This window comes from Streptomyces sp. B5E4 (assembly GCF_039871555.1).
In the GTDB taxonomy this organism is placed as follows: domain Bacteria; phylum Actinomycetota; class Actinomycetes; order Streptomycetales; family Streptomycetaceae; genus Streptomyces.
This window is the reverse complement of the sequence record NZ_JBDPMI010000006.1, coordinates 40458-64896: the sequence shown is the minus strand read 5'-3', so window position 1 is coordinate 64896 and position 24439 is coordinate 40458. Positions and strand designations below refer to the sequence as shown.

Below are 24439 nucleotides of genomic sequence, written 5' to 3'. Positions count from 1 at the left end.
GCAGTGACGCTCGATGTCACCGACGAGGTGCAGCGCCCCGGTGCCCGCATACCGCTCTCCGTCACCCTCGCTGCGGCGGACCGCACCCCGATGCCCGCGTCCCGCGCGGCCGTCGAGCTTCCCGAAGGCTGGTCTGCCGACCCCGGCAGCGTACGGCTCAGGCCGTCCCGCCCGGGGCGGTCGGCCACCGCCGACTTCGTCGTCACCATCCCGGAGAACGCATCCGACGGCACCCACACGATCAGGGGAGTGGTGAGCACCGACGAGTGGGAGCTGCGGGCGCCTGTACGCATCAAGGTGTTGCGGAACGGCGTCGCCCTCGGCAAGCCGGCGACCCCGTAGAGTCCCACCGCCGGCGGGGTGCCCCAGCGAGCCGTGGACGGGCCGCCGACCCGGGAGCTGACCGGGGCGCGGGGCGTTCATTCGGCGACTTGGTGCTCCCCTCTCAAGGAGTGCGTGCCGTCGGGATCGACGCCGGGCTGTCGGGCAGGTCGAGTCCCACGGGTAACTGGCCTGCGATGTGGAGAGCGTGGACGACGTCGTGAACGCCGGTGCCGGCGGTCAGCAGGTCACGGCGGAGGAGGGCTTCGGCGGTGCGCAGGTGGGCACGGACGGTGTTGCGGCTGATGCCGAGGCGGCGGGCGGCCTGCTGGCCGTCGGTGTTGGCGTCGATCCACGCCTGAAGGGTGCGGCGCTGCGGGGCCTGCAGAGGCAGCAGGAAAGTGCGGGCCCAGGCGGCGGCGGGTTCGGAATCCAGCAAGTCCGCCAGGCTGGGAGGCGTTGGGGGCTCGTCGGGTTCGATCGTGGTGCAGCCGCTGGTGAGGGCGAGGGCGAGGTGGACGGCCGCGCGGGAGCGGGCATCGGCGAGATCCAGGCCGAGGGCCGCTTCCGCACGCTTGATGTGGGCGGTGACGGTGTTGCGGCTGAGGTCGAGCAGGCGTGCCACAGCCGCTCGGGGCATGCTCGTCACGAGGCGGGTGATGTCGACGGTGGTCTTCGGAAGGGAGTCCAGCGGGTGCAGGAGCGCACGGGCCCAGGCGAGAGCGGGCCGGCGTGGCAGGACCTCGCCCAACGGCGTCTGCCCCCGGTGAGAGACCACGCGCCCGGGGGTGGCCCGGGCGGCGGCCAGGGCGTGGGCGGCCTGCCCGTACGCCTCAGCCGTGGAGCTGAGCGGATGCGGATCGCTGACACCCATCGCATAACCGGGGTTGTCCCGTACCAGGCGGTGCAGCTCTGCGCCCAGGCCACCGGCGTGCCCGCCGGAGCCGTACCCGTCCCGGGTACCGGCGTCGTCCGCGATGAGACAGATCACGTGCTCCTTGAAGACCGGGCAGTGCACCAGCAGATCGGGACCGTGGTAGCCGGAGGGATCCTGGTAGGCCCGCACGATCCTGTCGCGGTCGGCAGGCAGGCAATGCAGCAGATGGACACGCAGCCGGTCGGCCTCCAGCAACGGTGGAACGGCGCCGGTCGTCATGCGGCGGGCCAGCACGGGCCCCGCGACGAGCAGTGCCGAGAGCACGCCGAACCTCACCTGGCGCGCCTTGTACTGGAAGCCGCGCCAGGCCCGATCGCCGTCCATGGCGCGGCGGAGCAGTGTGATGACGCTGCCGGCGTGCGGGATCAGCGCAACCGCCTCCGGGCTCAGCGCCGACCGAGCGGCAGCCACCAGTACAGGGCGCGAATCGTGCACACCGAGAACCTCACAGCGTACGTTCCACTCGTCGGCCTGGGTCGCGGCCGCGGCCAACTGCCCGCCGGACATGCGCGCGAGCAGCGGAGCGAGCGAACGCAGAATCTCCCGGGGAAAGCCCGCGGTGGACGACTCCACCGTGTCCCCGTCCTCCGTGACCAGCGCGAAGTCCGCGCCGGTGTGCCGGTGCAGCCAGTGAAGGACCTCCCGCGCATCCGGCCCGTCCGGGCGTGATGCCTGGCGTCTCACCTCACGCAGCAGCCCTTCGAGCCCTGCAGTGTCCCCACGCACCTCTGCCGCGTCCACCCGGCCCCCACCCGCCTCTACCGGCCCCTGAACTCCGCTTTCGCCAGGACACCGCCGGCCTGCGAACGGCCGGCCACCGCTCGCACCCGGCCCGCGGCGGTCCGCACAGCCATATTCGCGCCCCACCCTGCCGGGCGGAAGCGGTACCGGCATTCTGGCGGGAGCGTCTTGACGGAACCTGGACATGACCGGGTCCGGGGCCCGGACGGCAGAGAGGCCCTCTACGCGACGTGCAGCCGGGAGCGGGGTTCGGCGGCGGCCGGGTGGCGGAGGTCCTCGAAGATGCGCAGCGCCCGCGTCCACGACGCCCGGGCGGCCTCGGCGTCGCCTATGCCGTCCTGCGCGTCGCCGAGAGCGGTGTGGGCCTTGGCGGCGTTCAGCAGATCTGCCGCATCGGGGGACTCCAGCAGCTCGATCGCGCGCCGGAAGCAGCGGATCGCCTCGTGCGGATCGCCCAGGCGGTGGTGGGCGCGGCCGAGGCTGTCCCAGGTGATGCCCATGAAGTACCGGTCGCCCACGCTCTCCTGCACGGCCAGCGCCTGCCGGGAGAGCGCCAGCGACGACTCGGGCCTGCCGAGCAGGCCGTGGATCCAGCCGATGATGTTCAGCTCGCGGCCCTCGCCGCGGCGGTCACCGGCCTGACGGTAGAGGGCGAGGGACTCGCGCGCGTGCTTCAGGGCCGGCTCCGGCTCGTCGCGTACCTCGTGCAGGACGGCCATGTAGTGGTGGACCTCCGCCTGACCGGCGAGGTCGCCATGGCTACGGCACAGCTCGTAGGCGGTTTCCAGATGCTCGCGGGCCTGCTCGATGCCGCCCAGGCGGAAGGCGGAGCGGGCCTGGTCGCACAGGGCGGCAGCCAGCTCGGGGTCGCCTGCGGGGTCGTCGGCCGTCCGGAGCGCTGCCGCGAGGACCGTTTGCAGCAGCCGGTTCTGCTCGATCCAGCGCCCATCGCGGTCGAGGTAGGCGCCCAGCCTGCGGCCCAGTCGGACGACGTGCCCGTCGAGGCCGGACGTCACGGCGAGTCGTACGGCCTCGGCGAGGGCACGCCGCTCGGTGGCGAACCAGGTGTAGGCCGGTGCCGCCTCCTCGAAGGCCTCGGGGGTGATGCCGGACGGCGGTGGGCCCAGGTCCGTGAGCCGGTCGCGGTGTGCCCACAGGGTCCGGCACGCGGCGTGGGCCGAGTGCAGGTAGTAGTCGAGCGTGCGGCACACGGCTGCCTGCCGTTGCTCTTCGTCATCCTGTTCGCGCGACAGTTCGGCGGCGTAGTCGCGCAGCAGATCGTGCATGGCAAATCTGCCGGGCGCCCGCTCGTCGAGCACGCTGGCCCAGGTCAACTCTCGTAGCAGGGCGCGGGCCTGCGGCGGCCCGATACCGCCCAGGGCGGCCGCCGCGCCGGTGCGGAACTCCGGCCCCGGGTGGAGACCGAGCATGCGGAACAGCCGGGCGGCGGCAGGGCTGAGGACGCGGTACGACCAGGAGAACACCGTCCGTACGTCCGCCATGAGCTCGCACCCACCGGAATCGGGCGTCCGGTCGGCCAGCGCGGTGAGCGTGATGCCAGGGCGGGCGGCGAGGTGGGCCGCAGCCAGGGCCAGGGCCAGGGGCAGCCGCACGCATCCGTTCACGAGGTCCGTCACCGCACCCCGCCGGCCCTCCAACTGCTCGGCTGTCAGGCGCCCGATGAGCAGTTGCCGTGCCTCTTCGGTACTGAACGGCTCCAGCACGATCTGGTCCGCACCGGTCGCGGCAATGAGACCGGGAAGCCGGTGCCGGCTGGTGATCAGGGTGGCGCATCCCGGCGCGCCGGGCAGCAGCGGTAGCACCTGACCGTCGTCGCGGGCATTGTCGAGAACCACCAGTACCCGCCTGCCCGTCAGCAGGCTGCGGAACAGACCCGTGCGGGCGTCGGTGCCCTCGGGGATCTGGCTGTCCGGGATCCGCAGGGCCTGCAGAAAGGCCCTCAATGCCTCGGCCGGCTCGGTGGGACGGTCCGCCGCGGCGAACCCGCGCAGGTTCACGTACAACTGCCCGTCGGGAAACCGCTCCGCCGCCCGGTGGGCCCAGTGCATCGCCAGCGCGGTCTTCCCCACCCCGGCGGTGCCGACCACGGCACAGATCGTCGCCTCCGGCGAGTCTCCGTCCGCTTCCGGCAACAACCGGTCCAACCGGCGCAGATACGCCTCCCGCCCGGTGAACCCGGCGACACCGGGCGGCAGTTGCGCGGGCCGTACGGCTTGCGGGGCATCGCCGGGCGGGGCCTCGGACTGTCCCGCGCCGGGCTTGTGCGGCTCCTGACGCCGGTTCAGATCGCGGCTCCGACGCAGAATCCGCTCGTGCAGCCGGCGCAGCTCCGGCCCCGGTTCCTCACCGATCTCCTCGATGAGGGACGCGCGTGCACGGGCGTACACCTCCAGGGCGTCGGACTGCCGCCCGGAACGGTACAGCGCGAGCATCAACTGCCCTGCCAGCGGCTCCGCCAACGGGTGCTCCACCACCTCCGCCGACAGACCCGCCACCGACTCCGCATGCCGGCCCAGCTCCAGCTCCAGGTCGTACCACTCGGTCAGCAGCGTGACCCGCTCACGCTCCAATCCGGCCCGCACCTGCTCCGCCCACTCACCGCGCAGCCCGGCCAGCGGTGTGCCGCGCCACAGCGCGCTCGCCTCGCCGAACAGCTTGGCGGCCCGCTCCGGATCGTCGGCCCGCTCCGTCCTTCCCTGACCCGCCAGTGCGCGAGCACGTTGCAGATCGACGCTTTCAGGGGCGATGTCCAGCACGTATCCGCCGTTGCCGCGGCGCAGCACCGGAGCGTGCGGACGGTCCTGCGCCGCCTCCCGAAGCAGCCGGCGCAGCCGGGAGACGTAGGTGTACAGCACGTCACGCGGGGCGCCGGACGACTCGTCGCGCCAGACATGCCTCATCAACGTCTCGACCATGACCGGTCTGCCGGGCGCCATCGCCAGCACCGCCAGCACACTCCGCTGCTGCGGCGGCCCCAGCGGGTACTGCCGACCGTCCGCCCCGCGAAGTTCCACCGGGCCCAGCAGTCGTAACTCGCTCACTCCGTCGATCCTCCACTTGTTCTGCTACGACTCATCGGGTCACGGCGGTGAACGGAGGGGAAAGGTCGGGCGCGGGGGTCACCCGTGAAATCCGTACCCGGGTCGAGACGCACCCGGGTACGAGGAAGCCGCGACCAAAGAAGAATGCGCGGCACGGTGGAAGGTTTCGAGGTCGAGGGTTCGTCGCGAAAGCTGCTTGAACACGGTGTACGCCGACCAGTTCACTCTTCGTTTCGATGGACAGACCCCACTCGCCGGACGGGGACCACCGCTCACCGTGCAACAGATGGACCGTCACCGTAGGAGACGCCCCATCCATCGGGCAATGTGCACGGTGCTCAAATCCGGGCTCCGGTTGTGCACGATGCTCAGGCCGGCCGTCAGATTCCTGCAAGGTCACGTACCAGTACTTGGTGGCACATTCGACGCAGCCCGAACGCTGATCGGCATCCTGCCGACCGGGCACATCACAGCGTTCATCACCAACGAGGGGGACACGTACATGCGCATGAAGACACGAGTGGCAGGTGCCGCCATGGCGGGGGCCGTTCTGCTGCCCGTCGGGGCGTCCACCGCCTTCGGTGAATCCGCGTCGACGGGATCGGCCGCGGAGGCCACTCGGACCTGCTCCGCAGACCTCCCGGACGATCCCACAGCGGCGACGAATCACTTCCTGACCCGCATCCACACGCTGGAGAGCCAGGGCCTGACGCAGGCCCGGATCGACGCGAAGCTGGCCGAGGACGACTGCCTGGAGCGAGTTGACCAGGGCGGAGAGGTCGGCACCCGCGCCAACCCGGACGACGAGATCACCATCTCGAAGCCGGTCTTCTACAAGGTCAGTGGGACGAACAAGTACTTCAGCCGCGCCGCCTGGAAGTGGATGAAGGTTCCCGACAAGGTCAAGGGGTACGACGGCTTCAGCCTCAGGTTCAGCAAAAAGGTCGCCCCCGTGTCCCACGTCCTCCGCTACCGGGGCAAGAACCTCGGCTGGAAGTCGACCAGTCAGGCAGAGACCTCCCACACCCGCGGGTCGGGATTCATCTTCAACGAAGGACCGAGGATCACCGGGCCCGTCATCGCGGACATGCAGGGCTTGACGGGTGAACTCGGTATCACCTTCAGGAAGGCATCGACCGGCTGCACGACCATTCAGGGGTTCTCGAAGTACGGCCACACGTGGAACTCCACCAACGTGACCGGCATCACGATCGGCGCCACCTCCATCGGCTACACCTGGTCGAGTACCAGCAGCAGGTGGCAGCAGGCCAGCCAGCCCAGCAGTGAAGTCCGCATCTGCCGGTAGAAGCGGCTGCGCGGACAACGACGGTCGGCGCCCCTGCGTGGGGCGCCGGCCCGGCTTGCTCGCGCCCTCCGGATACGCCTCCAGGAGCACGTCGGCTCAGTCGCCGCACCACCGGCACAGACGCCGGTGCAGGTGCGTGCACAACTGCACTGGTCTCCGCCGGCCGTGGCCGAGGCGTGTCCCGCACCCCGCACCCCCGCTTTGCTTGAAGTTGCTTGAAAGCAGCAGCTTTCGCGCACATCTTGACACGCTGTTCCGCCTCCGGGAGATTCTTGGGCACCAGCGATGTCCAAGCCGGGGAGCAACGCATGCAGGAAGCATCTGGAGTCTCAAGACGGGCAGTACTGGGCGGAGCGGCGGCCACGGGAGCCATGGCCGCCCTGGGGACTGCGGGCACCGCGAGGGCCGCCGAAACGGCCGGAACGGCCGGGACGCCCGGTCGGCCCGCGGGGCAGACCTCGATGGTGAAGCAGCCCTTCGACGTGTACCCGACCGTGCGGGTCGGGGTGATAGGAATCGGCAACCGCGGAAGCGGGATGGCCGACGGGTGGGCCGCCGTACCCGGATGCGTGGTGCGCGCGGTCTGTGATGTGCGGGCCCCACGCGCGAAGGCCAAGGCCGATCAGCTCGTGGCGGACGGCAAGCCGCGGCCCCTGGAGTTCGGCGGTTCGCAGGATGCGTACAAGGAGATGCTCAAGCGCGACGACATCGACCTCGTCTACATAGCCACCCCCTGGGAGTTCCACTACGAGCAGGGCAAGGCCGCGCTGCTCGCCGGCAAGCACGTGCTGGTCGAGTTGCCGATCGCCACCGAGCTGGACGAGCTGTGGGATCTGGTCGACACCTCGGAGCGGACCCGTCGCCATCTGCTGCTCTCGGAGAACGTCTCCTACGGCCGCAACGAACTGGCAATGCTACGTATGGCCCACGACGGCGTGTTCGGCGACATCACCAACGGCCACGGCGGATACCTCCACGACCTGCGGGAACTGCTGTTCTCCACCACGTACTACACCGACTCCTGGCGGCGGCTGTGGCACACGCGCTCCGTCGCCTCCTTCTACCCGATGCACGGCCTGGCCCCCATCGCTGCCGCGATGGACATCAACCGCGGGGACCGGATGGTCACCCTGCGCGCCACGGCCACCGAGCCCAAGGGACTGGCCGACTACCGAGCCCGGTTCGTGCCCGAGGGCCACCCGGCGTGGAAGGAGACGTACGTCAACGGCGATCTCGTCACCTGCTTGATCGACACCGCCGACGGCCGCATCATCCGGGCCGAGCACGATGTCAGCTCGCCTCGGCCCTACAGCAGGATCAACACGATCGCCGGCAGCCGCGGCATCTTCGAGGACTACGCCGGTCCGTCTCCGACCGGTGGCCGGGTCTACGTCGAGCCCGACCACGGCGGCCATTCCTGGCGGGACTTCAAGGCGATGCGGGACGAGTACGACCACTGGCTGTGGAAGAAGATCGGCGACGACGCCGCCAACAACGGCGGGCACGGCGGCATGGACTATGTGCTGCAGTGGCGCACGGTCCAGTGCATGCGCGCCGGCCTGGTGCCGGACATGGACGTGTACGACGCGGCGGTGTGGTGCTCACCGGTGCCGCTCAGCGTGATGTCGCTGGAGAACAAGGGGCGTCCGGTCCCGGTGCCGGACTTCACCCGCGGATCCTGGGTGAACATCCGTCTCGGTCTCGACACGCGCGACTCGGACATGCCGCCCGTGCCCTGAGCAGTGCTCGCTCACGTCGCCCCGGATCGATCCCACTCAACCTCAGGCCGCCCATCGGCCCAGTCTCCCCGGAGGAGAGGAAACGCTCATGCCGATTGAGCCATCCCGCGCCGCCCTGTCCCGAAGATCCTTCGCCGTGGCCGGAGCGGGGGCCGTGCTGCTGCCCGCGACCGTCCTCGCGGGCGCCGCCCGCGCCGCCGACGCCGCGCAGACCGAGGTCACCGTCTCTCCCCTCGACCTCGACGGACCGGCCGTCACCACCGTCACCGTCACCGTCCGCAACACCTCTCCCCAGCGAGTGCGTGACCTGCGGGTGAGCTTCTCCGGGCCGGTCGGCTGGGTGGTGGAGCCGGAGCTACGGACCGTCAAGGGCGGCATCGCCCCGAACGCCTCCGCCACCGTGACCTTCGAACTGCTGGTCCCGGCACCGAGTTCCGGCTTCCAACTGCTCAACTTCACCGCGACCGCGTGCTACGAAGGCGGCGACGGCCTCGCCTCCGCCACCGTCACTCGCACGGAGCGACGCGGTGAGCCGCTGCCCACGCTCGCGGCGGCGTACAACAACGTCGGCATCACCGATGAATCGAACACCACGCCAGGCGACTTCGACGGCGGCGGCAACAGCTTCTCAGCCCAGAAGCTCGCCGACGTGGGCCTGGTCCCGGGCGCGTCCGTCACCGCTCTCGGCGCCGATCTGACCTGGCCGGACGTCACGCCGGGGGCCAGGGACAACGTGTCCAGCGGCGGCCAGGCGATCTCCCTCAGAGGATCCGGCAGCAGGCTGGTCTTCCTCGGCTCGGGGGTCGGCAACAATGCAGTGGGCAGCGCCCGGGTCTTCTACTCCGACGGCACGAGCAGCAGTGGCAGCTTCGGCTTCCCCAACTGGTCGTTCCAGAACGTCACCGACCACGGCGCGACCCAGATAGCCGCTTCGAACGGCCGCAACCGCCAGGACGGTTACGGCAACGCAGGCGTCACGTACAGCGTCTTCGCCCATTCCGTGCCGCTCCAGGCGGGCAGGACGGTGGACTTGGTGGTGCTGCCGGGGCAGGGCGGCATCCACGTCTTCGCCATGGCCATCGCCCCCTGAAGCGCCACGAGCAGCATCCGAACCACTTCTGAAGCCGGACCGTCCTGTCCACCCGACGGCGGACAGGACGGTCCGGGCCTCCCCGTCGGCCTCAGGCCAGGGCGAAATAGCGCAGCCACACGTACAGACCCGCGATGGAGACGGTGAGGGCGGTGACGACGAGGCCGTAGCGGCTGAACTTCCAGAACGAGATGTGGTGGCCTTCGCGCTCGGCGATGCCGATGACGACGACGTTCGCCGAGGAAGCGATGACGGTGGCGTTGCCGCCGAGGTCGGCCCCCAGGGCGAACGCCCACCACAGCATTCCGGCCTCGCCGGTGCCGCCCGAGGCGGCGACGATTTCCTCGACGATGGGGCTCACCGAGGCCACGACGGACGTGGCGATTGAGATCGCCCGCAACAAGGACGGCTCGGTGGTCGTGTTCCCTGCGCTGCCCGCGTCGGCGTAGGGCGCTCGCCCCGCTTGGTGAGTGGTGCGGTTCTGCCCGCCGCCGGCTGCCCCGGGGTATCGGTGTCTACGCCCGCAGGGACAGCACCGTCCAGGCGGCCGTCGCCACCGTCGCGGCGCCGAGTTTGAGGAGGGTGAGGCGGGTCAGCAGGCGGTCGTCCCACTCCTCGCCGGTGCCGGAGGCGAACCGCAGGGCCGGGGTGGCCGCGCGGCCCAGTGCGAAGCCGAGGCCGGCCGCCAGCGCCACGCCCGCGTCGTTGCCCAGCAGCACTCCCAGCGCGAGGGCGTACGGCAGGCTCGCCGACACGTAGGTCCGCACCCCGGTGCCCATCTCGAACCCGAACTGGAGTGCGCCACGGGCCAGATGCCGTTGCAGTACGTCCTGCGGGACCTGCCGCGCGTTCTGCGGCAGCCGCAGGCGCAGCACCCCGGCGTCACGTGCGACGGCGAGCAGCCCGAGGGCGACCGTCGCCCCCGCGCGCCAGTCCGCCGGGACCGGTGCGACCAGCCCGGAGGCAAGCCACAGCACGGTGGCCGACAGCAGGGCGCCGAGCAGCAGCCCGGTGGAGAAGACCCCCAGCACGGTGGTCTGTCGATGAACGGCCCGCCAACCTGGCGAGGCAAGCGCGTGCGCGCTGTTCCGCGTTCAAACGGAGCCGGAGAGCGAGTAGCCGGCCAGACCGCCGAGGACCGTCCAGGTGAGCAGCGGACCGTACCAACTGGCCGCCACCGCACCGCAGCTCAGCACGAGCATCGGCACCGCCGGGTCGGTCAGCCGACCGCGCCACGCCGGCCTGGCCGGTCCCGTACCGAGCTGCCCCAAGTCACGCCCCGCCGACGAGGGTGCGCCAGGTCTGCTGGCCGACGATGCCGTCGACGGTCAGCCCGGCGCCGCGCTGGAACTCCCGGGTCGCGTTCGCCGTGAGCGTTCCGAACTTGCCGTCCACGGTCAACGGGTAGCCGTGCTTGACGAGTTGGACCTGGGCGGCGCTGACGGCGTCGCCGGCGTCGCCCTGCCGGACGGTGACCACCAGGTGGGTCCAGGTGGTCGCGTTGACCGTGCCCGTCGCCGGCAGACCCTTGGCCTCCTGGAAGCCGGTGACCGCGGTCGCGGTGTTGGGCCCGAAGATCCCGTCCGGCTCGGTGGCGAACTGGTGGTGGCCCAGGAGGTGCTGGGCCGTGGACACGTCCGGGCCACGCGAGCCGTCCCGCAGCGTGGGCCAGGTGATCGCGCCCTCGCAGCCGCAGTCGGTGGTCCAGCGGCAGATGGACCGCACCCAGCCGGAGCCGGAGTTGAAGTAGCCGTCGTGGCAACGCCGCTCGATGCCGCAGCCGCAGGCGCCGCACGCGCCGCTGAACGCCCACAGCCAGCCGTCGTAGGAGCCGGAGTAGCACTGGTTGGGCCGCAGGGTCCAGGTCACGCCGTCGTTGCGGTGGAAGCCCTCGTGCGGGCCGCTCGTCTCACAGGCGGCGGCGTGCACCGTGCTCGGGCCGCAGCCGGGGGAGCAGTCGTGCGTCGAGGCGTAGGAGGGGCAGGCGCCCTCCCAGATGTCGTAGCCGTCCGCGTACGCCTCCCTGGCGGCCCCGAAGACGCCGAGGGCGGCGAAGCCCACGACCGTCGCCGATTGGAGTACGGTGCGCCGCCGGGGCGCCAGGCTCGGCAGCGAGGAGGTGCTGCGGCGGCGGGTGGGCCGGTCGGCGGCGCCGGAACGGCGAAGCTGGGGAACCTCGTCGAGGGTGGTCATCACGCGCTCCTCGGCTGACTGGTGTGGTGGGGGGCTGCGGCGACCAGGTCGCCCAACGCGTCGGCGGAGCCGAGCGGTTCGCTGCGCACGACGCGCCCGGTGGTGCTGACGAGCACGGCGAACGGGGTCGCGATCGCGTCGTACGCGGTGAAGAGGTCGGGCCGGTTCCCGGTGACCGGCACGCCGGCCTCCGTGGCGGGGGGTGCGTCGCCGGCGTAGACGGCGCGTACCGCGGGCGGCCCGTCGAGGCGGCCGGCCGCCGCCAGCACCTCGGCGCAGGTGCGGCATTCGGCGCTCAGGAAGAGCAGCAGCGTCTCGCGGTCCTCGGCCAGCAACTCGTCCGCGTGCGGCGCGGCGCTGCCGGGCGTGACGCCCAGCCGCCCGGGCGAGCGGACCACCGCGCCCCGGGAGAGCTGGTGGACCTGCCGTACCAGCCCGGACACCACCAGGGCGAGCAGGGCGATGGCGACCCAGGACAGGATCAGGGCGCTGGTGGTGAAGTCCACTTTCAGTGGCCTCCTTCGACGGCGGGTACGGCGCCGGTGTGGGCCGGCGGCCGTGCTGTGGCGACGGGTCGGCCCATGGCGGCCGGCAGCACCCAGAGCAGGGCCGCCAGGGTCACGGCGGCCAGCGCCGCCGTGGTCCACTCGGCCGCGCCCCCGGGCGGGTTGCCGGTACCCGCGGCCAGCGTGGCGCCGATGGCGGCCAGCCCCGCGAACGCCCAGGCCCGGCCGGCGACCCAGGAACTCAACGGGACGTCGGTGCGCGAGCAGCCGCAGGGGCCGCCGTGTCCGGCGGCCAGGGCGTATCCGGTGTAGAGGGCGTAGCAGGCGAACATCAGCGCCGCAGCGCCGAGCGCGGCGGCGAGCGCGGCGCGGTGGCCGGCGAGCAGCGCGGCGACACCGGCGACGGCGAGCAGGATCTCGGCAGCCGTGGCCGCTCGCGCGACCGGCGCCACGGCGCGCCGAGGCAGCAGCCGGTGGGTGGTCAGCGCGTCGGGCAGTGCGGCGGGTCGGCTCAGGTGCGCGGCGCCGCCCGCGACGAGGGCCAGCAGCACCACGCCCGTCGCCGTGGCGGCGATCAGGGACGTCACCCCACGGCCCGCAGGTCGAGCGCGTCGACCAGCGTGGGCACGCGGTCGGCGGAGGTGTCGGCCAGCGGAACGATGGTCGCCCACACGTCCTCGCCGGAGAGCACGAAGAACGGGCGCCCGTCGGAGAGCGAGTCGCGGAACAGCTCGCCCGAGGACACCGGCGCACCCTGCCAGGGCGGGAGCTGAACGGTGTGCTCGCGGGTGGGCCGGCTCATCTCGACCAGGCCGAGCGTCGGCACTTCCTTGAGCACCGTGGCCGGCCGGGCCAGGCGGGTGCCGGCGGAGGCGTCCGGGGTGAGCGTGATGCCGTCGGCGTGCTCGGCGATGCCGAGGGTGCGCAGGAGCAGCAACACGTCGCTGAGCGCGGCCCGGTAGAGCCGGGTGATCAGGCTGAACCGCCGGCCCTGCCAGACCACCAGCGTCGGGTTCTCCACCTGCTGCGACTGCGCGTCGTAGTCGCTGGTGGTGGCGGTCCGCAACGTGCCGCCCTGGAAGGAGAGTTCGCTGTCGAAGCCGGTGATCCCCAGGGATGCCGCCACCGACTCGGCCAGGTCGGCCGGCCCGGCGGTGAGCTCGTGGAGGCGGCCGTCGGCGATCACCTCGACGACGGAGGTCGCGGGCCGTGTCAGGTCGAGGTCGGCGGCGAGGCGGTACGCGCTACCGTCCAACGCGCGGTGCTCAACGGCAGTGGATGACGCCACGTGGTCCTCCTGAGAACGGTGTCCCGAACCTGGTGCGCTGAACGGCGGTTAACTCTACCCGCATAGAATGACGGTGTACATACAAGCCGATCGCCTTTCCGGGGGTCCGCGCGCCTCGGTCGCCCGGCACCGGCACCGGCCCCGCCCCGGGGCGGCACCGTTCAGCCGCGTACCACCACGGGCGCCTCGCCGGGCGGCAGCACCTCGCCGATCACCGGGTGCCCCGGCACCTCGCCGGCCAGCAGCAACCCTCCCGAGGTCTGCGCGTCGGCCAGCAGCAGCCTTTCGACCTCGGGGAGGCCGCCGAAATCCACCCAGGGCTCGACCCACGCCAGATTGCGCCGGGTGCCTCCGCTGACGAAGCCCTCCACCGCCGCAGGCCCCGCCTCCGCCAGCAACGGAACCGCCGCCGCGTGGATCGCCAGCGTCACACCGGAGGCGCGCGCCACCTTGTAGGCGTGGCCCAGCAGTCCGAACCCCGTGACATCCGTACCCGCCCGGATGCCCGCGGCCACCGCCGCGACCGAGGCGTCCCGGTTCAGCGCGGCCATCACGGCCACCGCCTCCGGAAAGACCTCCCCGGTCGCCTTGTGCCGGGCGTTGAGCACCCCGCTGCCCAGCGGCTTCGTGAGGGTCAACGCCCGCCCCGGCTCGGCCGCGTCCTGTCGCAGCATCCGCTCGGGGTGGACCATCCCCACCACCGACATCCCGTACTTGGGCTCCGGATCGGTCACGCTGTGGCCGCCCGAGACCTGGCAGCCCGCCGCGTGCGCCATGTCACGGCCGCCCCGCAGCACCTCGGCGGCCAGCTCCATCGGCAGCGTGTCCCCGGGCCAGGCGAGGAGGTTGATCGCCGCCCACGGGGTGCCGCCCATCGCGTAGACGTCGGAGAGCGCGTTGGCCGCCGCGATCCGCCCCCAGTCGTAGGCGTCGTCCACGACCGGAGTGAAGAAGTCGGCCGTGGTGACGACCGCGCGCTCGCCGTCGAGGCGGACCACGGCCGCGTCGTCCCCGCCGCCCTCAAGGCCGACCAGCACCTCCGCGGCCGGATCCTTCGGATGGCTGCTCGTCCCGGCCAGGGAGGAGACCAGGGCGTCGAGTTCGCCGGGGGGAATCTTGCAGGCGCAGCCACCGCCGCCCGCGTACTGGGTCAGTCGAACGGTCATCCGCGGGACGGTACGCCCGAACCCCCTTGCTCCGACAGGGGGACGGGTGCCTCGAACGGGGTCGTAGACTCCGTGCCGGAGGCGGGCGGGTGCCTGGTGGCCCCCACGGTCTTCAACACCGATGCGGTCGGGAACCCCGGCCGGGTGGGTTCGATTCCCATACGCCTCCGCCAGCAAGCCCCGCACGCGGTACGTGGTGCCCGCGGGGACGCCCGAGCGTCCGGCCGCCTGTGCCCCGGCGTCCAGAACGTGGCCGAACGGGCGGACGCCGCCTCCCAACCGGCGCGAGAAGGCGGATCCCGCCCGCCGCTGCGGCTTCGGGCGGCTGCCCTGGCGACAGGCGTCGTTCTCACGTAGGTTGAGCCCGGCCCTCCCGTCGCGTCGCCGCAGGTGAACGGGCGGGCGACCGCGGGAGCACACGCCCCCACGAAGTTCCGACGCTGTTCCGAGGCCACCGGGGAGGCCGGCGTTGACGGACGCCAGACGCCGCGTACCCCGCACCGACGCCCTGCTCACCGACACCCGGCTGGCCGACGCCGCACGGCGGCTGGGGCGCACCCTGGTCCGTCGCGCGGTCGCCGAGGCCCAACATCGGGTACGAGCCGGCGTGCTGGCCCCCGAAGAGGCCGCCGACGCGGCCGTCGCCGCCCTGCCGCGGAACGCCACCTCACTGCGCACGGTGGTGAACGCCACCGGTGTCGTCGTGCACACCAACCTCGGCCGCGCGCCGCTCTCCTCGGCCGCCGTCGAGGCGCTGCGGGCCGCGTCCGGCCCCACGGACGTCGAGTTCGACCTGAGCGACGGGCGCCGGGCCCGGCGGGGGAGGGGCGCGTTGGCCGCCCTCGCCGGAGCCGTCCCGAGCGCGGAGGCCGTCCATCTGGTCAACAACAACGCCGCCGCACTGGTGCTGGCCGCCACCGCCCTCGCCGCAGGGCGCGAGATCCTCATCAGCCGGGGGGAACTGGTCGAGATCGGCGACGGGTTCCGTCTCCCCGAGCTGGTCGAGAGCACCGGCGCCCGGCTGGTCGAGGTCGGTGCCACAAACCGCACCCACCTCGACGACTACGCGCGCGCCATCGGCCCCGACACCGGCCTCGTCCTCAAGGTGCACCCCTCCAACTTCCTCACCACCGGCTTCGTTTCATCCGTCCCGATCGGCGAACTCGCCACGCTGGGCATCCCTTTGGTCCACGACATCGGCTCCGGGCTGTTGCGGCCCCACCCCGCGCTGCCGGACGAGCCCGACGCCGCGACCTCCCTCGACCAGGGCGCCGACCTGGTCACCGCCAGCGCGGACAAGCTGCTCGGCGGCCCTCAGGCGGGCCTGCTGCTCGGCCGGCGCGACCTCGTCGAACGGCTCCGCACCCACCCCCTGGCCCGCGCGATGCGCGTCGACAAACTGACCCTCGCGGCCCTGGAGGCCACCGTTCTCGGCCCCCGGCCCCCGGTGGAACGCGCCCTGGCGGCCCGCGAAGCCGAACTCGCCTCCCGCGCCGGGACATTGGCGGCCGGGCTCACCGAACGGGGCGTTGCCGCCGAGGCGGTGCCCAGCGAGGCCCGGGTCGGCGGCGGGGGAGCGCCCGGCGTCACCCTGCCCAGCGCCGCCGTCGCGCTGCCCGCCGCCCTCGCCGGGCCGCTACGCGCCGGCGATCCGGCCGTGGTCGGCCGCGTCCACGGCGACCGGCTGCTGCTCGACCTGCGGACCGTACCCGAGGAGGACGACGCGAGACTGCTCGCCGCCGTTCTCGCCACGGTCACCGCGGCGCCGGGGGAGGCGTGATCGCGGCCCCCGGCCTGGTGATCGCGACGGCCGGCCATGTCGACCACGGCAAGTCGACGCTGGTGCGCGCCCTGACCGGCACCGACCCCGACCGGCTCGCCGAGGAGCGGCGGCGCGGCCTCACCCTCGACCTCGGCTTCGCCTGGACCACCGCACCCGGCGGGCGCGCCCTCGCCTTCGTCGACGTGCCCGGCCACCACCGCTATCTGGCCACCACCTTCGCCGGGATCGCCACCGCGCCCGCCGTGCTGCTGGTGGTCTCCGCCGAGGAGGGCTGGCGTCGGCAGACCGAAGAACACCTCGTCGCGCTCGACGCGTTCGGCGTGCGCACCGGGCTTCTGGTCGTCACCCGCGCCGATCTCGCCGACCCCGCGCCGGCCCTCGCAAAGGCGGTGGAACGGGCCTGCGGCACCGGCCTCGCCGGCGCGCCGGCCGTCGCCGTCAGCGCTCGCACCGGAGAAGGGCTCGACCTCCTCCTGGGTGAACTCGACGCGTTGGCCGCCGACCGGCCGTCGCCCGATCCGGCGGCCCCCGTCCGGCTGTGGCTGGACCGGTCGTTCACCATGGCGGGCGTCGGCACGGTCGTCACCGGCACCCTCGCCGCCGGCACCCTCGCCGAGGGCGACACCCTGCACCTCGCCCCCGCCGGCCGCACGGTGCAGGTACGCGGCCTTCACAGCCTCGGCCACGCCGTTCCCCGGGTGACCGGCCCCGCCCGCGTCGCCGTCAACCTCCGCCGCATCGCCGCCGACCAGGTCGGAAGGGGCGACGCGCTGCTCACCCCCGGGCGGTGGTGGACCACGGACCGCGTGGACGTCCGCTACGAACCCACGGGCGGGACGGACGACGGCGGCAGACCTCCGCGCCTGCCGGCCGAGCCTCTGGTCCACTGTGGCACCGCCGCAACCAGCGCACGGCTGCGGCCACTGGGCAGGGACGCCGCACGCCTCACGCTGCGCACTCCGCTGCCGCTCCACGTCGGTGACCGGCTGCTGCTACGCGACCCGGGGTCCCGGCTGCTGGTCGGCGCAACGGTGCTGGACCCGGAGCCGCCGCCGCTGACCGGCCGCGGAGCCGCCGCCATCCGTGCACGCCGACTGGCCGACATCGCCGAGCCGACCGACCCCGCCGTCCGTCTGGCCACCGCCGGCCTGGGCGAACGCGGCCGGCTTGCCGCCCAGGGGTACGCCGTGGAAGCGGGCGGCGAACGCTGGCTGTTCGACCGAGGGCACGCAGAGCGGCTGGGCGCCACCCTGGCCGCGGCGGTGCGGGAACACGCCGAGGCCCACCCCGCCGACCCGGGACTGCCGCTCGCCCAGGCCCGTCGACTCCTCGCGCTGCCGCCGGACACCGCCTGGGACGGCCTGGCCGCCGCGTCCGGCGTTGACCTGATCCTGCGCGACGAAAGGCTGTATCGCGCGGACGAGGCGGACCGGCTCCCCGCGGCGGTCGCCGCCGGGCTGACGGGGCTGCTCGACGATCTGCGGTCCGCCCCGTTCCAGGCCCCCACCCGGCGGCGTCTGGACGAACTGGGCCTCACCGCCGAGGCGTTGACCCTGCTGGTGCGCCGCGGCGCTTTGGAGCGCGTGGGCGCGGTCTACCTCCCCGCCGGGTCCGTGGTCCGTGCGGCCCGTGAACTCGCCGGGTTGCCCCAGCCGTTCACGGTCGGCGAGGCCGCGCGTGCCCTCGCCATCAGCCGCCGCGTCGCGATCCCGCTCCTGGAAACCCTCGACGAGACCGGCCACACCCACCGCCGGCCCGACGGCCGCCGGTTCCTCACGGACGGAGGGTGACGGTGGCCGCCGTGCTGCCGCTCACGGCCGGCTTACGCGGAAGCGCAGGTGGGTGACGCCGCTGCCGGCTTCGATGACGCGATCGCGCACCAGGTCGACCGGGTCGGCCCCGAGCAGGTCGAACAGCCGGACTCCGCCACCGAGCAACACCGGCACCAGGTGCACCTGGATCTCGTCGAGCAGCCCGGCGGCGAGTGCCTGCTGGGCCGCGGTCGCTCCGTGCACGCCGACGACACGGTCACCCGCGGCGGCCTTCGCCTGCGCGATCGCGCTTTCGACACCGTCGGTGACGAACGTGAACACCTCCGGAACCCCCGCGGGGTCCGGGGCGTGGTGGGTGAGCACGAAGCACGGCGTGTCGCCTACGGGGCCGCCGTCGCCCCAGCCGCCGTCGCCGACGCAGAAGTCGTAGGAGCGGCGGCCCATGAGGACCGCGCCGGCGCCGTCCAGCATCTCCTGCAGCACCGCCCGGTCGGCTTCGGTCCCCGCCGGTCCGAGCCACCGGTGCAGGACCTCACCGCCTTCGCCCAGCGGCTGTTCCCGGCTGTCGTGCGGTCCGGTGACGTATCCGTCCAGCGACATTGACATGCTCGACGCGACTTTCCCCATGACTGCTCCTCAAGGTTGTTTCCGGTGACCACGAGTCTTCTCGGGGCCCGCCCCTGTGACATCCGTGGTCACCGCTGAACCGACGAAGGGGCCGGCGGCGTGGCCTTCAGGTCGGCCGGTTCCGCGTGTCCCTCGGCGGCCCGGTCCGGCATCAGCACCAGCGTGACGGCGCGTTCGAACCGGGCATCGATACGCTCCCACCGAGCCACCGACTCGGTCAGCAGCCGCCGGTCACCGGTGTGCCGTGCGGTCGCGCGGGCCAGGCAGGCCGCAGCCCAGTCGTTCTCGGCCGCCGCGGGTTCGGCGTCGGCGAGCCGCCGGGCGGCATCGGGCAGCCCGGCTACCACCGCCAGTTCGTCCGACAGCCGGTGGGCCCGGCGCAAGCGTCCGGCGTTGGCCAGTGCGGTGCCCAGCGCGTCCAGCGCGCCCAGAACGAGCGCGGCGTCCCCTGTCCGCCGCGCAGCCGCCACCGCCGCCCGCGACAACTCCAGATCCGGTTCCAGCGGTCGTCGTCCCGCCGCCCACGCCCGCGCCGTCGCGACCACGGCGGGGGCCCGCTCATCGGCCGGGTCGGTCAGGGCGGTCGCCTCCTCCAGCAGCGCCACCACGCGATCACGCGGAACCTGTTCGGTGAAGCACATCGCGAACCGGGTGGCCGTGATCACCGCAGAACCGAGGGGCACGGCCCGCGCTGCGTTCTCGCCCGCCTGCCCGGCCCGGTCGGCAGTTGCCAGCAGCAAACCGAAGGCGGTCTCCCCGTCGGCGACGGTCAGCGCGACGGCGGCGGCCGTACCGAGATCCCCGGCCGCGGCGGCCGGGTCCGGCGCCAGGTCGGCGGCCGTGCGGTAGTGCACGCGTGCGGCCACCACATGTCCCCGGCCGAAACTGAGGCGTGCCAGGGACTTCGCCAGCCGGTACGCGGTGTCCCCCTCGGTCGCCGAGGCGCGTGCGTGCCGCAGGTCGTCGGCGACGGCGTCGAACTCGGCAGACATGAGCCGGCCGATCCGCGTTTCCATCCGGGCGGCGGTATCCGCGGCCCAGCGCACGTACCGCGGCCGGATGTCCTCGCCGCCGGCCGCCAGCTCCCGCCGGGCGACCGCGCGAACCGTCGCCGGCAAGGACCAGCGCGCACCCGCGCCGGGCCGCCCGGGCACCACGAGGCTCCGGTCGACCAGCCTGCCGACCAGGTCGGCGATCGCGCCGACACCGCATTCCGGGTCGAGGGCGGTGACGGCGTCCAGGTCGAACCCGCCGACGAACATGCCCAGCCGACGGAAAAGCACGCGCTCCTCGTCGTCCAGCAGATCCAGGCTCCAGCCGATCACCGTTGCCAGCGAATGGTGCCGCTGATCAGGACCGCGACCGCCGGAGACCAGCCGCAACCGGTCGTCCGGCGCCGCGTGCACACCGTCCACGCCCAACGACGCCGTTCGGGCGGCCACCCACTCGATCGCCAACGGCATCCCGTCGAGCGCGGTGCACAAGCGCGCCACCACCGCCCGTTCGGCGAGGAGATCGGGACCGACCGCACGAGCACGGTCCAGAAAGAGCCGCTGCGCCTCGCTCCCCCACGGCGGCACCACCAGCAACCGCTCCCCGGGCACGGCCAGCCGTTCCCGGCTGGTGGCCAGGATCGTCGTGTGCGGGCACGACCGGAGAATCCGCGCGATCAGCGCGCCGGCCTCGTCGATGACGTGCTCGCAGTTGTCCAGCACCAGCATCGCGGGGGCCGAACGCAGTCGGTCGATCACCGCGTCGGCGGGCGTGCCCGGCGGCCGTTCGGTGACGCCGAGCACCTGGGCCACCGTCCGCGCCACCTCACCGGCGCGCACCGGAACGAGAGCGACGAACGCGGCGCCGCCGTCCAGGTCGGCGGCGATCTCCACGGCCAGCCGGGTCTTGCCCACCCCGACCGGCCCGACCAAGCTCACCAGCCGCGAGTCGCGCAGTGCGGCGGACACCTCGGCTCGCTCATGTGCGCGCCCCACGAACGACGTCGGGTATGCCGGCAGCCCGCGGTCTCCGGCCGAAGCGTCCGCGAGGGCCGCCAGGGACCGGCGGTCGGGCACGCCGGCCTTGCGCAGCAAGGAGGACACGTGGCTCTCCACGGTGCGGACGGACAGGTGAAGGCGCGCTGCTATCCGGGCGTTGGACTGGTGGCCGCGGATCGCCGCCAGCACCTCCGCCTCCCGCGCGGACACCTGCTCCCGGCACTGCACCGGACCACTCTAAGGTGCATCGTCGCCCACGTCGGGGTGCCGGTCGCAGGCCCGGCCCCAGCCCCGCAGGGCTGCGGCCGGGCCGCGATTTCGGTGCGATTGCGCGTGCGTCGTCGGCGGAGGTGCTCAGGTCAGGCTACTGACGGGTGAGCTCCTGGGACTTTCCGTTCATCCACTTGACGGTGACCGTGTCGCCCTTCACCGACCAGACCGCGTTCATCGCGCCGAACGCGTTCGGGTCGGCCATGTCGAGCGCGTCGCAGGAGGTCAGCGCGATGTCGCGGTCGGTGGCCACGCCGGTGCACTCCCCGGTCTCCGCGCTGCGGTACGTCAGTTGTGCCGACTTGGACGTCAGCGAGGTGTCGCCGGCGGCCCAGGTGCCCTCAAGTTCGCCTCCGATGACGGGCAGGTCGCCCACGTCGCCGCCGTCCGGGGGGCTGGTGTCCGAGGGGGAGGTGCCCGGGTCGGGCTCCTTGGTCCCCTCCTTGGACGGGACCAAGGTGGCCGGGGCCGCGGGGTCCTGTTCGGCCCCCGCGTCCTTGTCCTCGTCGCCGCATCCGGCTAACGCCAACGTGGCCAGCACAGCGGCTACGGGCAGGGCGAAACGCCAATTCCTCTGCATGAATCCCCCGATGTCTTGATGAACGCGGAGTGATCTCCGAATGTCGGTTCGGTGCGCTCCGTCGCCGACAAGCTATCGGGCCCTGAGCGGGGCAGGCAAACGTGCACTGCGGGGCTTGATCCAGTGGGGATTCAGCCTCTTGCACGTGGAGATCAGGCCGTATGCGACTCCCGGTTTCAAGGCCGGGCTAGGGCGCGGAGGCGGTCTCCTTGTCCGGTCGGGGGCCTTCCTCGACGAAGGAAAGTTCCCGGCCGTCCCGGAGGCCGGACACCCCGATGAGGGAGAGCACGCACATGAAGATCATCAGCGTGGACAGTGCCCACGTGCCGCCGGTGACCGCGGTCAGGGCGGCCGCGATGAACGGCAGGGTGCCTCCCGCGATCGCGGCGGCGAACTCCCGGCTCACCGCCACACCCGTGTACCGCACGTGGGTGTCGAACTGCTCGGGGAGCATCGCCGCCTGGGCACCGAGCATCAGGTCGTTGGCGAAGGTGAGCATCAGGGTCATCGCGATCCACACCACCCACGAGTGGCCGGTGTCGAGCAGCCAGAAGAAGGGAAACGCGAGAAGGGCGCACAGCACGGCCCCCGATGCGAAGACCGGCTTCCGGCCCCATCTGTCCGAGAGCGCTCCGGACAGCGGAAGGGTGACCACTTTGACGGAGTTGGCGATCAGGAGCCCGATGGTGCCGACGCTGGCTGCCATGCCCAGGTCGTCCTCGATGTAGGTGAGGGCGTAGACGCTGGGCACGTAGGTCGCGACGTTCGGGCCGATGTTGGCGAGCAGACACCGCAGCAGCGTCCTCGGCTCGTTCCTGGCCAGGTCCAGGGCCGGCGTCGACGTCCGCTCGCCCTGCTCCCTGGTCCGGTCGAACGCAGGTGTCTCGGACACGCGCATACGGATGTACAGGCCCACCGGCAGGATCAGGATGCTGAGCAGGAAGGGGATCCGCCAGCCCCAGGTGGTGAACTGGTCGTCCGGGAGCATGGTGAACGGGGTGAAGACGGCGGCGGCCAGAATGACGCCGACCCCGTTGCCCGTGGGCGGAATGGCCGCGTACAGACCGCGCTTGCGGGGCGGTGCGTGCTCGGCCGCCATCAGCGCGCCGCCGGCGTACTCCGCCCCGGCGCCGAGTCCCTGGAGGATGCGCAGGAACACCAGCAGCGCCGGGGCGGCGACGCCGATGCTGGCGTAACCGGGGATCAGGCCCATGAGAGTGGAGGCCACCGCCATCAGGCAGAGCGTGATCACCAGGACCTTCTTCCGGCCGATCCGGTCCCCGTAGTGCCCGAAGAGGAGGCCGCCGAAGGGCCGGGCGAAGAAGCCGACGGCGAACGTGGCGAGAGCGGACAACGTCCCCACCATCGGGTCGTGGCCCGGGAAGAAGACCTCGTCGAAGACCAGCGCGGCGGCGGTCCCGAAGAGCATGAAGTCGTACCACTCCAGGGCGGTGCCCACGGTGCTGGCGCTCACAACGCGACGAATCATGGCGTGTCCCTTCGTTGAGGGTGTGCCGGCCGGAGCGGCACGGTCAGCTGAGGGGGGCGGACTCGAAACGGGGGCCCAGGTAGGCGCCCTGAGCGAGGAGCCGGCGCTGGAGCGCGGGTACGTCGACGGCGCGGGGGAGCACCCCGTCGTGCTGGGCGAGAGCGGCCGCGACCCCCGCGGCCTCGCCCATCGCGAAGGACGGGGGCATGACGCGGATCGCGGCGAGTGCCTCGTGGGTCGCCGAGACGCACCGCCCGGACAGCAGCAGGTTGTCCAGGTCCCGGGGAACGAGGCTGCGGTAGGGGATCTCGTAGATGTTGGCGGTGGGCGGGATGCCGTCGTCGAAGGGGCCGTTCGGCCCGGTCGGACTGTGGATGTCGACGGGATAGCCGGCCACCGCGATGGTGTCTTCGAAGGCCTGCCCCGAGGTCAGTTCGTCGAGGGTGAGCAGATGCTCGCCCTGTACGCGCCGGGTCTCGCGGACTCCGATGGTGGCGGCCGTGTCGAGCAGCTTGCAGTTCCGCATGCCGGGCAGCCGCTCGCGGAAGAACCGCATCAGCTCGACGACCTGGCGGCGGGCCGTGATCTCACCGGTGGTGAGGTCGCCTGCGTCCGTGCCGTCCAGGCCCAGGACCCGCGTGGTGTTGATGCGCCAGACCCCCGGCTCCAGGGTCTTGAACAACTGGACGCCCCGGCGGGGGAGTGTGAAGGAGCCGTCCGCGCTCGCCTGCTCCACCAGCCCCTGGAAGGGGAACCGCTCGTCGGGGTGCGCCTCCTGATAGGCCCGTACCGCGTCGTCGTCGACGTCCCCCACCCGGAAGAACAGGGTCATCGGCTGCATCTGGCCGTCCCCGTCCCGGCCCAGATCGAAGCCCGCCCCCGCGCGGGCGGCGACGTCCCCGTCCCCCGTGCAGTCGATGACCGTGGTGGCGGGGAGCACGCCGAGGCCGCTCTTGTTGCCCACCACCACACCGGTCACCCGGCGCTCGTCGGTGAGGGCGTCGGCGACGAAGGTGTGCAGCAGCAGTTCGACCCCGGCCTCCTGGCACATGTCGAGCGCGACCACCTTGGCCGCCTCCGGGTCGAAGGGGGTCACGGCCTCGTGCCCGTAGACCATGAATCCCGAGTACGGGCTGCCGGAACGGGTCTCGGAGGGGTGCACCGCGCCGCCCACCTTGACCATGCGCTGGACGAACTCGTCGAAGATCCCGCGGACGAGCTGGGTCGTGCCGTCGAGCGAGAAGGAGGTCATGCAGGGACCGACGAGACCGGCGGTCAGATTGCCCCCGAGGAACCCGAACCGCTCCACGAGACGGACCGAGGCCCCGTTGCGGGCGGCTGCCAGCGCCGCGCCCAGTCCGGAGGGCCCGCTCCCCACGACGAGGACGTCGGTGGGCTCACCCACCGGGAGCTGACGGGTGTACGTGTGGCTGGGCATGGTGAACAGACCTCCGTGACAGGGGGTACGGGAGAGGGGCCCGCTTCTTTTGCGGCTCACGGGCCCGGTGGTGCCCGCCACCATGCCTGCTTCCGTGCACGTTTCACCAGGGCGGTGCACACATGTGCACCGTGAGTCGA

20 protein-coding genes, 1 tRNA gene and 1 pseudogene are annotated in these 24439 nt (G+C 72.5%); 7 read left to right on the top strand and 15 right to left on the bottom strand.

What is annotated here, in order from left to right; genetic code table 11:
• Nucleotides 1-3: 3 nt before the first annotated feature.
• On the top strand, nt 4-342 hold the full coding sequence (locus ABGA99_RS10590; protein WP_347582584.1) for an NEW3 domain-containing protein: 339 nt from the start codon (nt 4-6) through the stop codon (nt 340-342).
• 103 nt (nt 343-445) lie between these two features.
• On the opposite strand, the gene ABGA99_RS10585 is transcribed toward ABGA99_RS10590, so the two are convergent.
• The gene (locus tag ABGA99_RS10585) at nt 446-1984 is read right to left on the bottom strand and encodes a helix-turn-helix domain-containing protein (RefSeq protein ID WP_347582516.1); all 1539 of its coding nucleotides are present in this window, start codon (nt 1982-1984) and stop codon (nt 446-448) included.
• A 236-nt stretch (nt 1985-2220) separates the two neighbouring features.
• Nucleotides 2221-5061, bottom strand: coding sequence for a BTAD domain-containing putative transcriptional regulator (locus ABGA99_RS10580; protein ID WP_347582515.1), 2841 nt, complete (start codon nt 5059-5061; stop codon nt 2221-2223).
• 325 nt (nt 5062-5386) lie between these two features.
• Between ABGA99_RS10580 and ABGA99_RS10575 the strand changes: the two genes are divergently transcribed.
• The 3 genes from ABGA99_RS10575 (at nt 5387) to ABGA99_RS10565 (ending at nt 9196) form a co-directional block, all read left to right on the top strand.
• Complete coding sequence (locus ABGA99_RS10575; RefSeq protein WP_347577109.1) at nt 5387-6367, top strand: hypothetical protein; 981 nt, start codon at nt 5387-5389, stop codon at nt 6365-6367.
• 308 nt (nt 6368-6675) lie between these two features.
• The gene (locus ABGA99_RS10570; RefSeq protein ID WP_347577108.1) at nt 6676-8106 is read left to right on the top strand and encodes a Gfo/Idh/MocA family oxidoreductase; all 1431 of its coding nucleotides are present in this window, start codon (nt 6676-6678) and stop codon (nt 8104-8106) included.
• A gap of 154 nt (nt 8107-8260) precedes the next feature.
• On the top strand, nt 8261-9196 hold the full coding sequence (locus ABGA99_RS10565; RefSeq protein WP_347582583.1) for an NEW3 domain-containing protein: 936 nt from the start codon (nt 8261-8263) through the stop codon (nt 9194-9196).
• A 91-nt stretch (nt 9197-9287) separates the two neighbouring features.
• Here ABGA99_RS10565 and ABGA99_RS10560 read toward each other — a convergent pair.
• From ABGA99_RS10560 to selD, 8 genes and pseudogenes are all read right to left on the bottom strand, one after another.
• A pseudogene (locus ABGA99_RS10560) lies at nt 9288-9566 on the bottom strand (ArsB/NhaD family transporter); the annotation flags it as partial.
• Nucleotides 9567-9711: 145 nt separating this feature from the next.
• On the bottom strand, nt 9712-10227 hold the full coding sequence (locus tag ABGA99_RS10555; protein WP_347577107.1) for a hypothetical protein: 516 nt from the start codon (nt 10225-10227) through the stop codon (nt 9712-9714).
• Nucleotides 10228-10290: 63 nt separating this feature from the next.
• Nucleotides 10291-10467, bottom strand: coding sequence for a hypothetical protein (locus tag ABGA99_RS10550; protein ID WP_347577106.1), 177 nt, complete (start codon nt 10465-10467; stop codon nt 10291-10293).
• 1 nt (nt 10468) lies between these two features.
• The gene (locus ABGA99_RS10545; protein ID WP_347582514.1) at nt 10469-11389 is read right to left on the bottom strand and encodes a peptidoglycan-binding protein; all 921 of its coding nucleotides are present in this window, start codon (nt 11387-11389) and stop codon (nt 10469-10471) included.
• Nucleotides 11389-11895, bottom strand: coding sequence for a hypothetical protein (locus ABGA99_RS10540; protein WP_347582513.1), 507 nt, complete (start codon nt 11893-11895; stop codon nt 11389-11391). Before ABGA99_RS10540 ends, ABGA99_RS10545 begins: the two co-directional genes overlap by 1 nt.
• Nucleotides 11896-11897: 2 nt before the next feature.
• The gene (locus tag ABGA99_RS10535; RefSeq protein WP_347582512.1) at nt 11898-12482 is read right to left on the bottom strand and encodes a MauE/DoxX family redox-associated membrane protein; all 585 of its coding nucleotides are present in this window, start codon (nt 12480-12482) and stop codon (nt 11898-11900) included.
• Entirely contained in the window at nt 12479-13183 is a 705-nt protein-coding gene (locus ABGA99_RS10530) for a hypothetical protein (RefSeq protein WP_347577102.1), read from the bottom strand. The genes ABGA99_RS10535 and ABGA99_RS10530 overlap by 4 nt, the downstream gene beginning before the upstream one ends.
• 161 nt (nt 13184-13344) lie before the next feature.
• Nucleotides 13345-14349 carry a selenide, water dikinase SelD gene (selD, locus tag ABGA99_RS10525; RefSeq protein ID WP_347582511.1) on the bottom strand — a complete coding sequence of 335 codons (1005 nt, stop codon included), beginning with the start codon at nt 14347-14349 and terminating at the stop codon, nt 13345-13347.
• A gap of 77 nt (nt 14350-14426) precedes the next feature.
• Between selD and ABGA99_RS10520 the strand changes: the two genes are divergently transcribed.
• The 3 genes from ABGA99_RS10520 (at nt 14427) to ABGA99_RS10510 (ending at nt 17922) form a co-directional block, all read left to right on the top strand.
• Nucleotides 14427-14522, top strand: a tRNA-Sec gene (locus ABGA99_RS10520).
• A 296-nt stretch (nt 14523-14818) separates the two neighbouring features.
• Nucleotides 14819-16129 carry an L-seryl-tRNA(Sec) selenium transferase gene (gene selA / locus ABGA99_RS10515; RefSeq protein ID WP_347582510.1) on the top strand — a complete coding sequence of 437 codons (1311 nt, stop codon included), beginning with the start codon at nt 14819-14821 and terminating at the stop codon, nt 16127-16129.
• A complete protein-coding gene (locus tag ABGA99_RS10510; protein ID WP_347582509.1) occupies nt 16126-17922 on the top strand; it encodes a SelB C-terminal domain-containing protein in 1797 nt (598 codons plus the stop codon). The genes selA and ABGA99_RS10510 overlap by 4 nt, the downstream gene beginning before the upstream one ends.
• A gap of 21 nt (nt 17923-17943) precedes the next feature.
• Here ABGA99_RS10510 and ABGA99_RS10505 read toward each other — a convergent pair whose 3' ends face one another.
• From ABGA99_RS10505 to ABGA99_RS10485, 5 genes are all read right to left on the bottom strand, one after another.
• On the bottom strand, nt 17944-18531 hold the full coding sequence (locus ABGA99_RS10505) for a dihydrofolate reductase family protein (RefSeq protein ID WP_347582508.1): 588 nt from the start codon (nt 18529-18531) through the stop codon (nt 17944-17946).
• A gap of 68 nt (nt 18532-18599) precedes the next feature.
• Nucleotides 18600-20750 carry a LuxR C-terminal-related transcriptional regulator gene (locus ABGA99_RS10500; protein ID WP_347582507.1) on the bottom strand — a complete coding sequence of 717 codons (2151 nt, stop codon included), beginning with the start codon at nt 20748-20750 and terminating at the stop codon, nt 18600-18602.
• Between the two features lie 136 nt (nt 20751-20886).
• On the bottom strand, nt 20887-21321 hold the full coding sequence (locus ABGA99_RS10495; protein ID WP_347577096.1) for a hypothetical protein: 435 nt from the start codon (nt 21319-21321) through the stop codon (nt 20887-20889).
• 238 nt (nt 21322-21559) lie between these two features.
• A complete protein-coding gene (locus ABGA99_RS10490) occupies nt 21560-22846 on the bottom strand; it encodes an MFS transporter (protein ID WP_347582506.1) in 1287 nt (428 codons plus the stop codon).
• A gap of 58 nt (nt 22847-22904) precedes the next feature.
• A complete protein-coding gene (locus tag ABGA99_RS10485; protein WP_347582505.1) occupies nt 22905-24299 on the bottom strand; it encodes an FAD-dependent oxidoreductase in 1395 nt (464 codons plus the stop codon).
• Between the last annotated feature and the right edge of the window lie 140 nt (nt 24300-24439).

What these genes read in the sequence shown, in the direction of transcription:
- ABGA99_RS10575 (WP_347577109.1), top strand. Translation starts at nt 5,387, where the DNA reads ATGTGCACGGTGCTCAAATCCGGGCTCCGGTTGTGCACGATGCTCAGG.
- ABGA99_RS10570 (WP_347577108.1), top strand. Translation starts at nt 6,676, where the DNA reads ATGCAGGAAGCATCTGGAGTCTCAAGACGGGCAGTACTGGGCGGAGCG.
- ABGA99_RS10545 (WP_347582514.1), bottom strand. Translation starts at nt 11,389, where the DNA reads ATGACCACCCTCGACGAGGTTCCCCAGCTTCGCCGTTCCGGCGCCGCC.
- selD (WP_347582511.1), bottom strand. Translation starts at nt 14,349, where the DNA reads ATGACCGTTCGACTGACCCAGTACGCGGGCGGCGGTGGCTGCGCCTGC.
- ABGA99_RS10505 (WP_347582508.1), bottom strand. Translation starts at nt 18,531, where the DNA reads ATGGGGAAAGTCGCGTCGAGCATGTCAATGTCGCTGGACGGATACGTC.
- ABGA99_RS10485 (WP_347582505.1), bottom strand. Translation starts at nt 24,299, where the DNA reads ATGCCCAGCCACACGTACACCCGTCAGCTCCCGGTGGGTGAGCCCACC.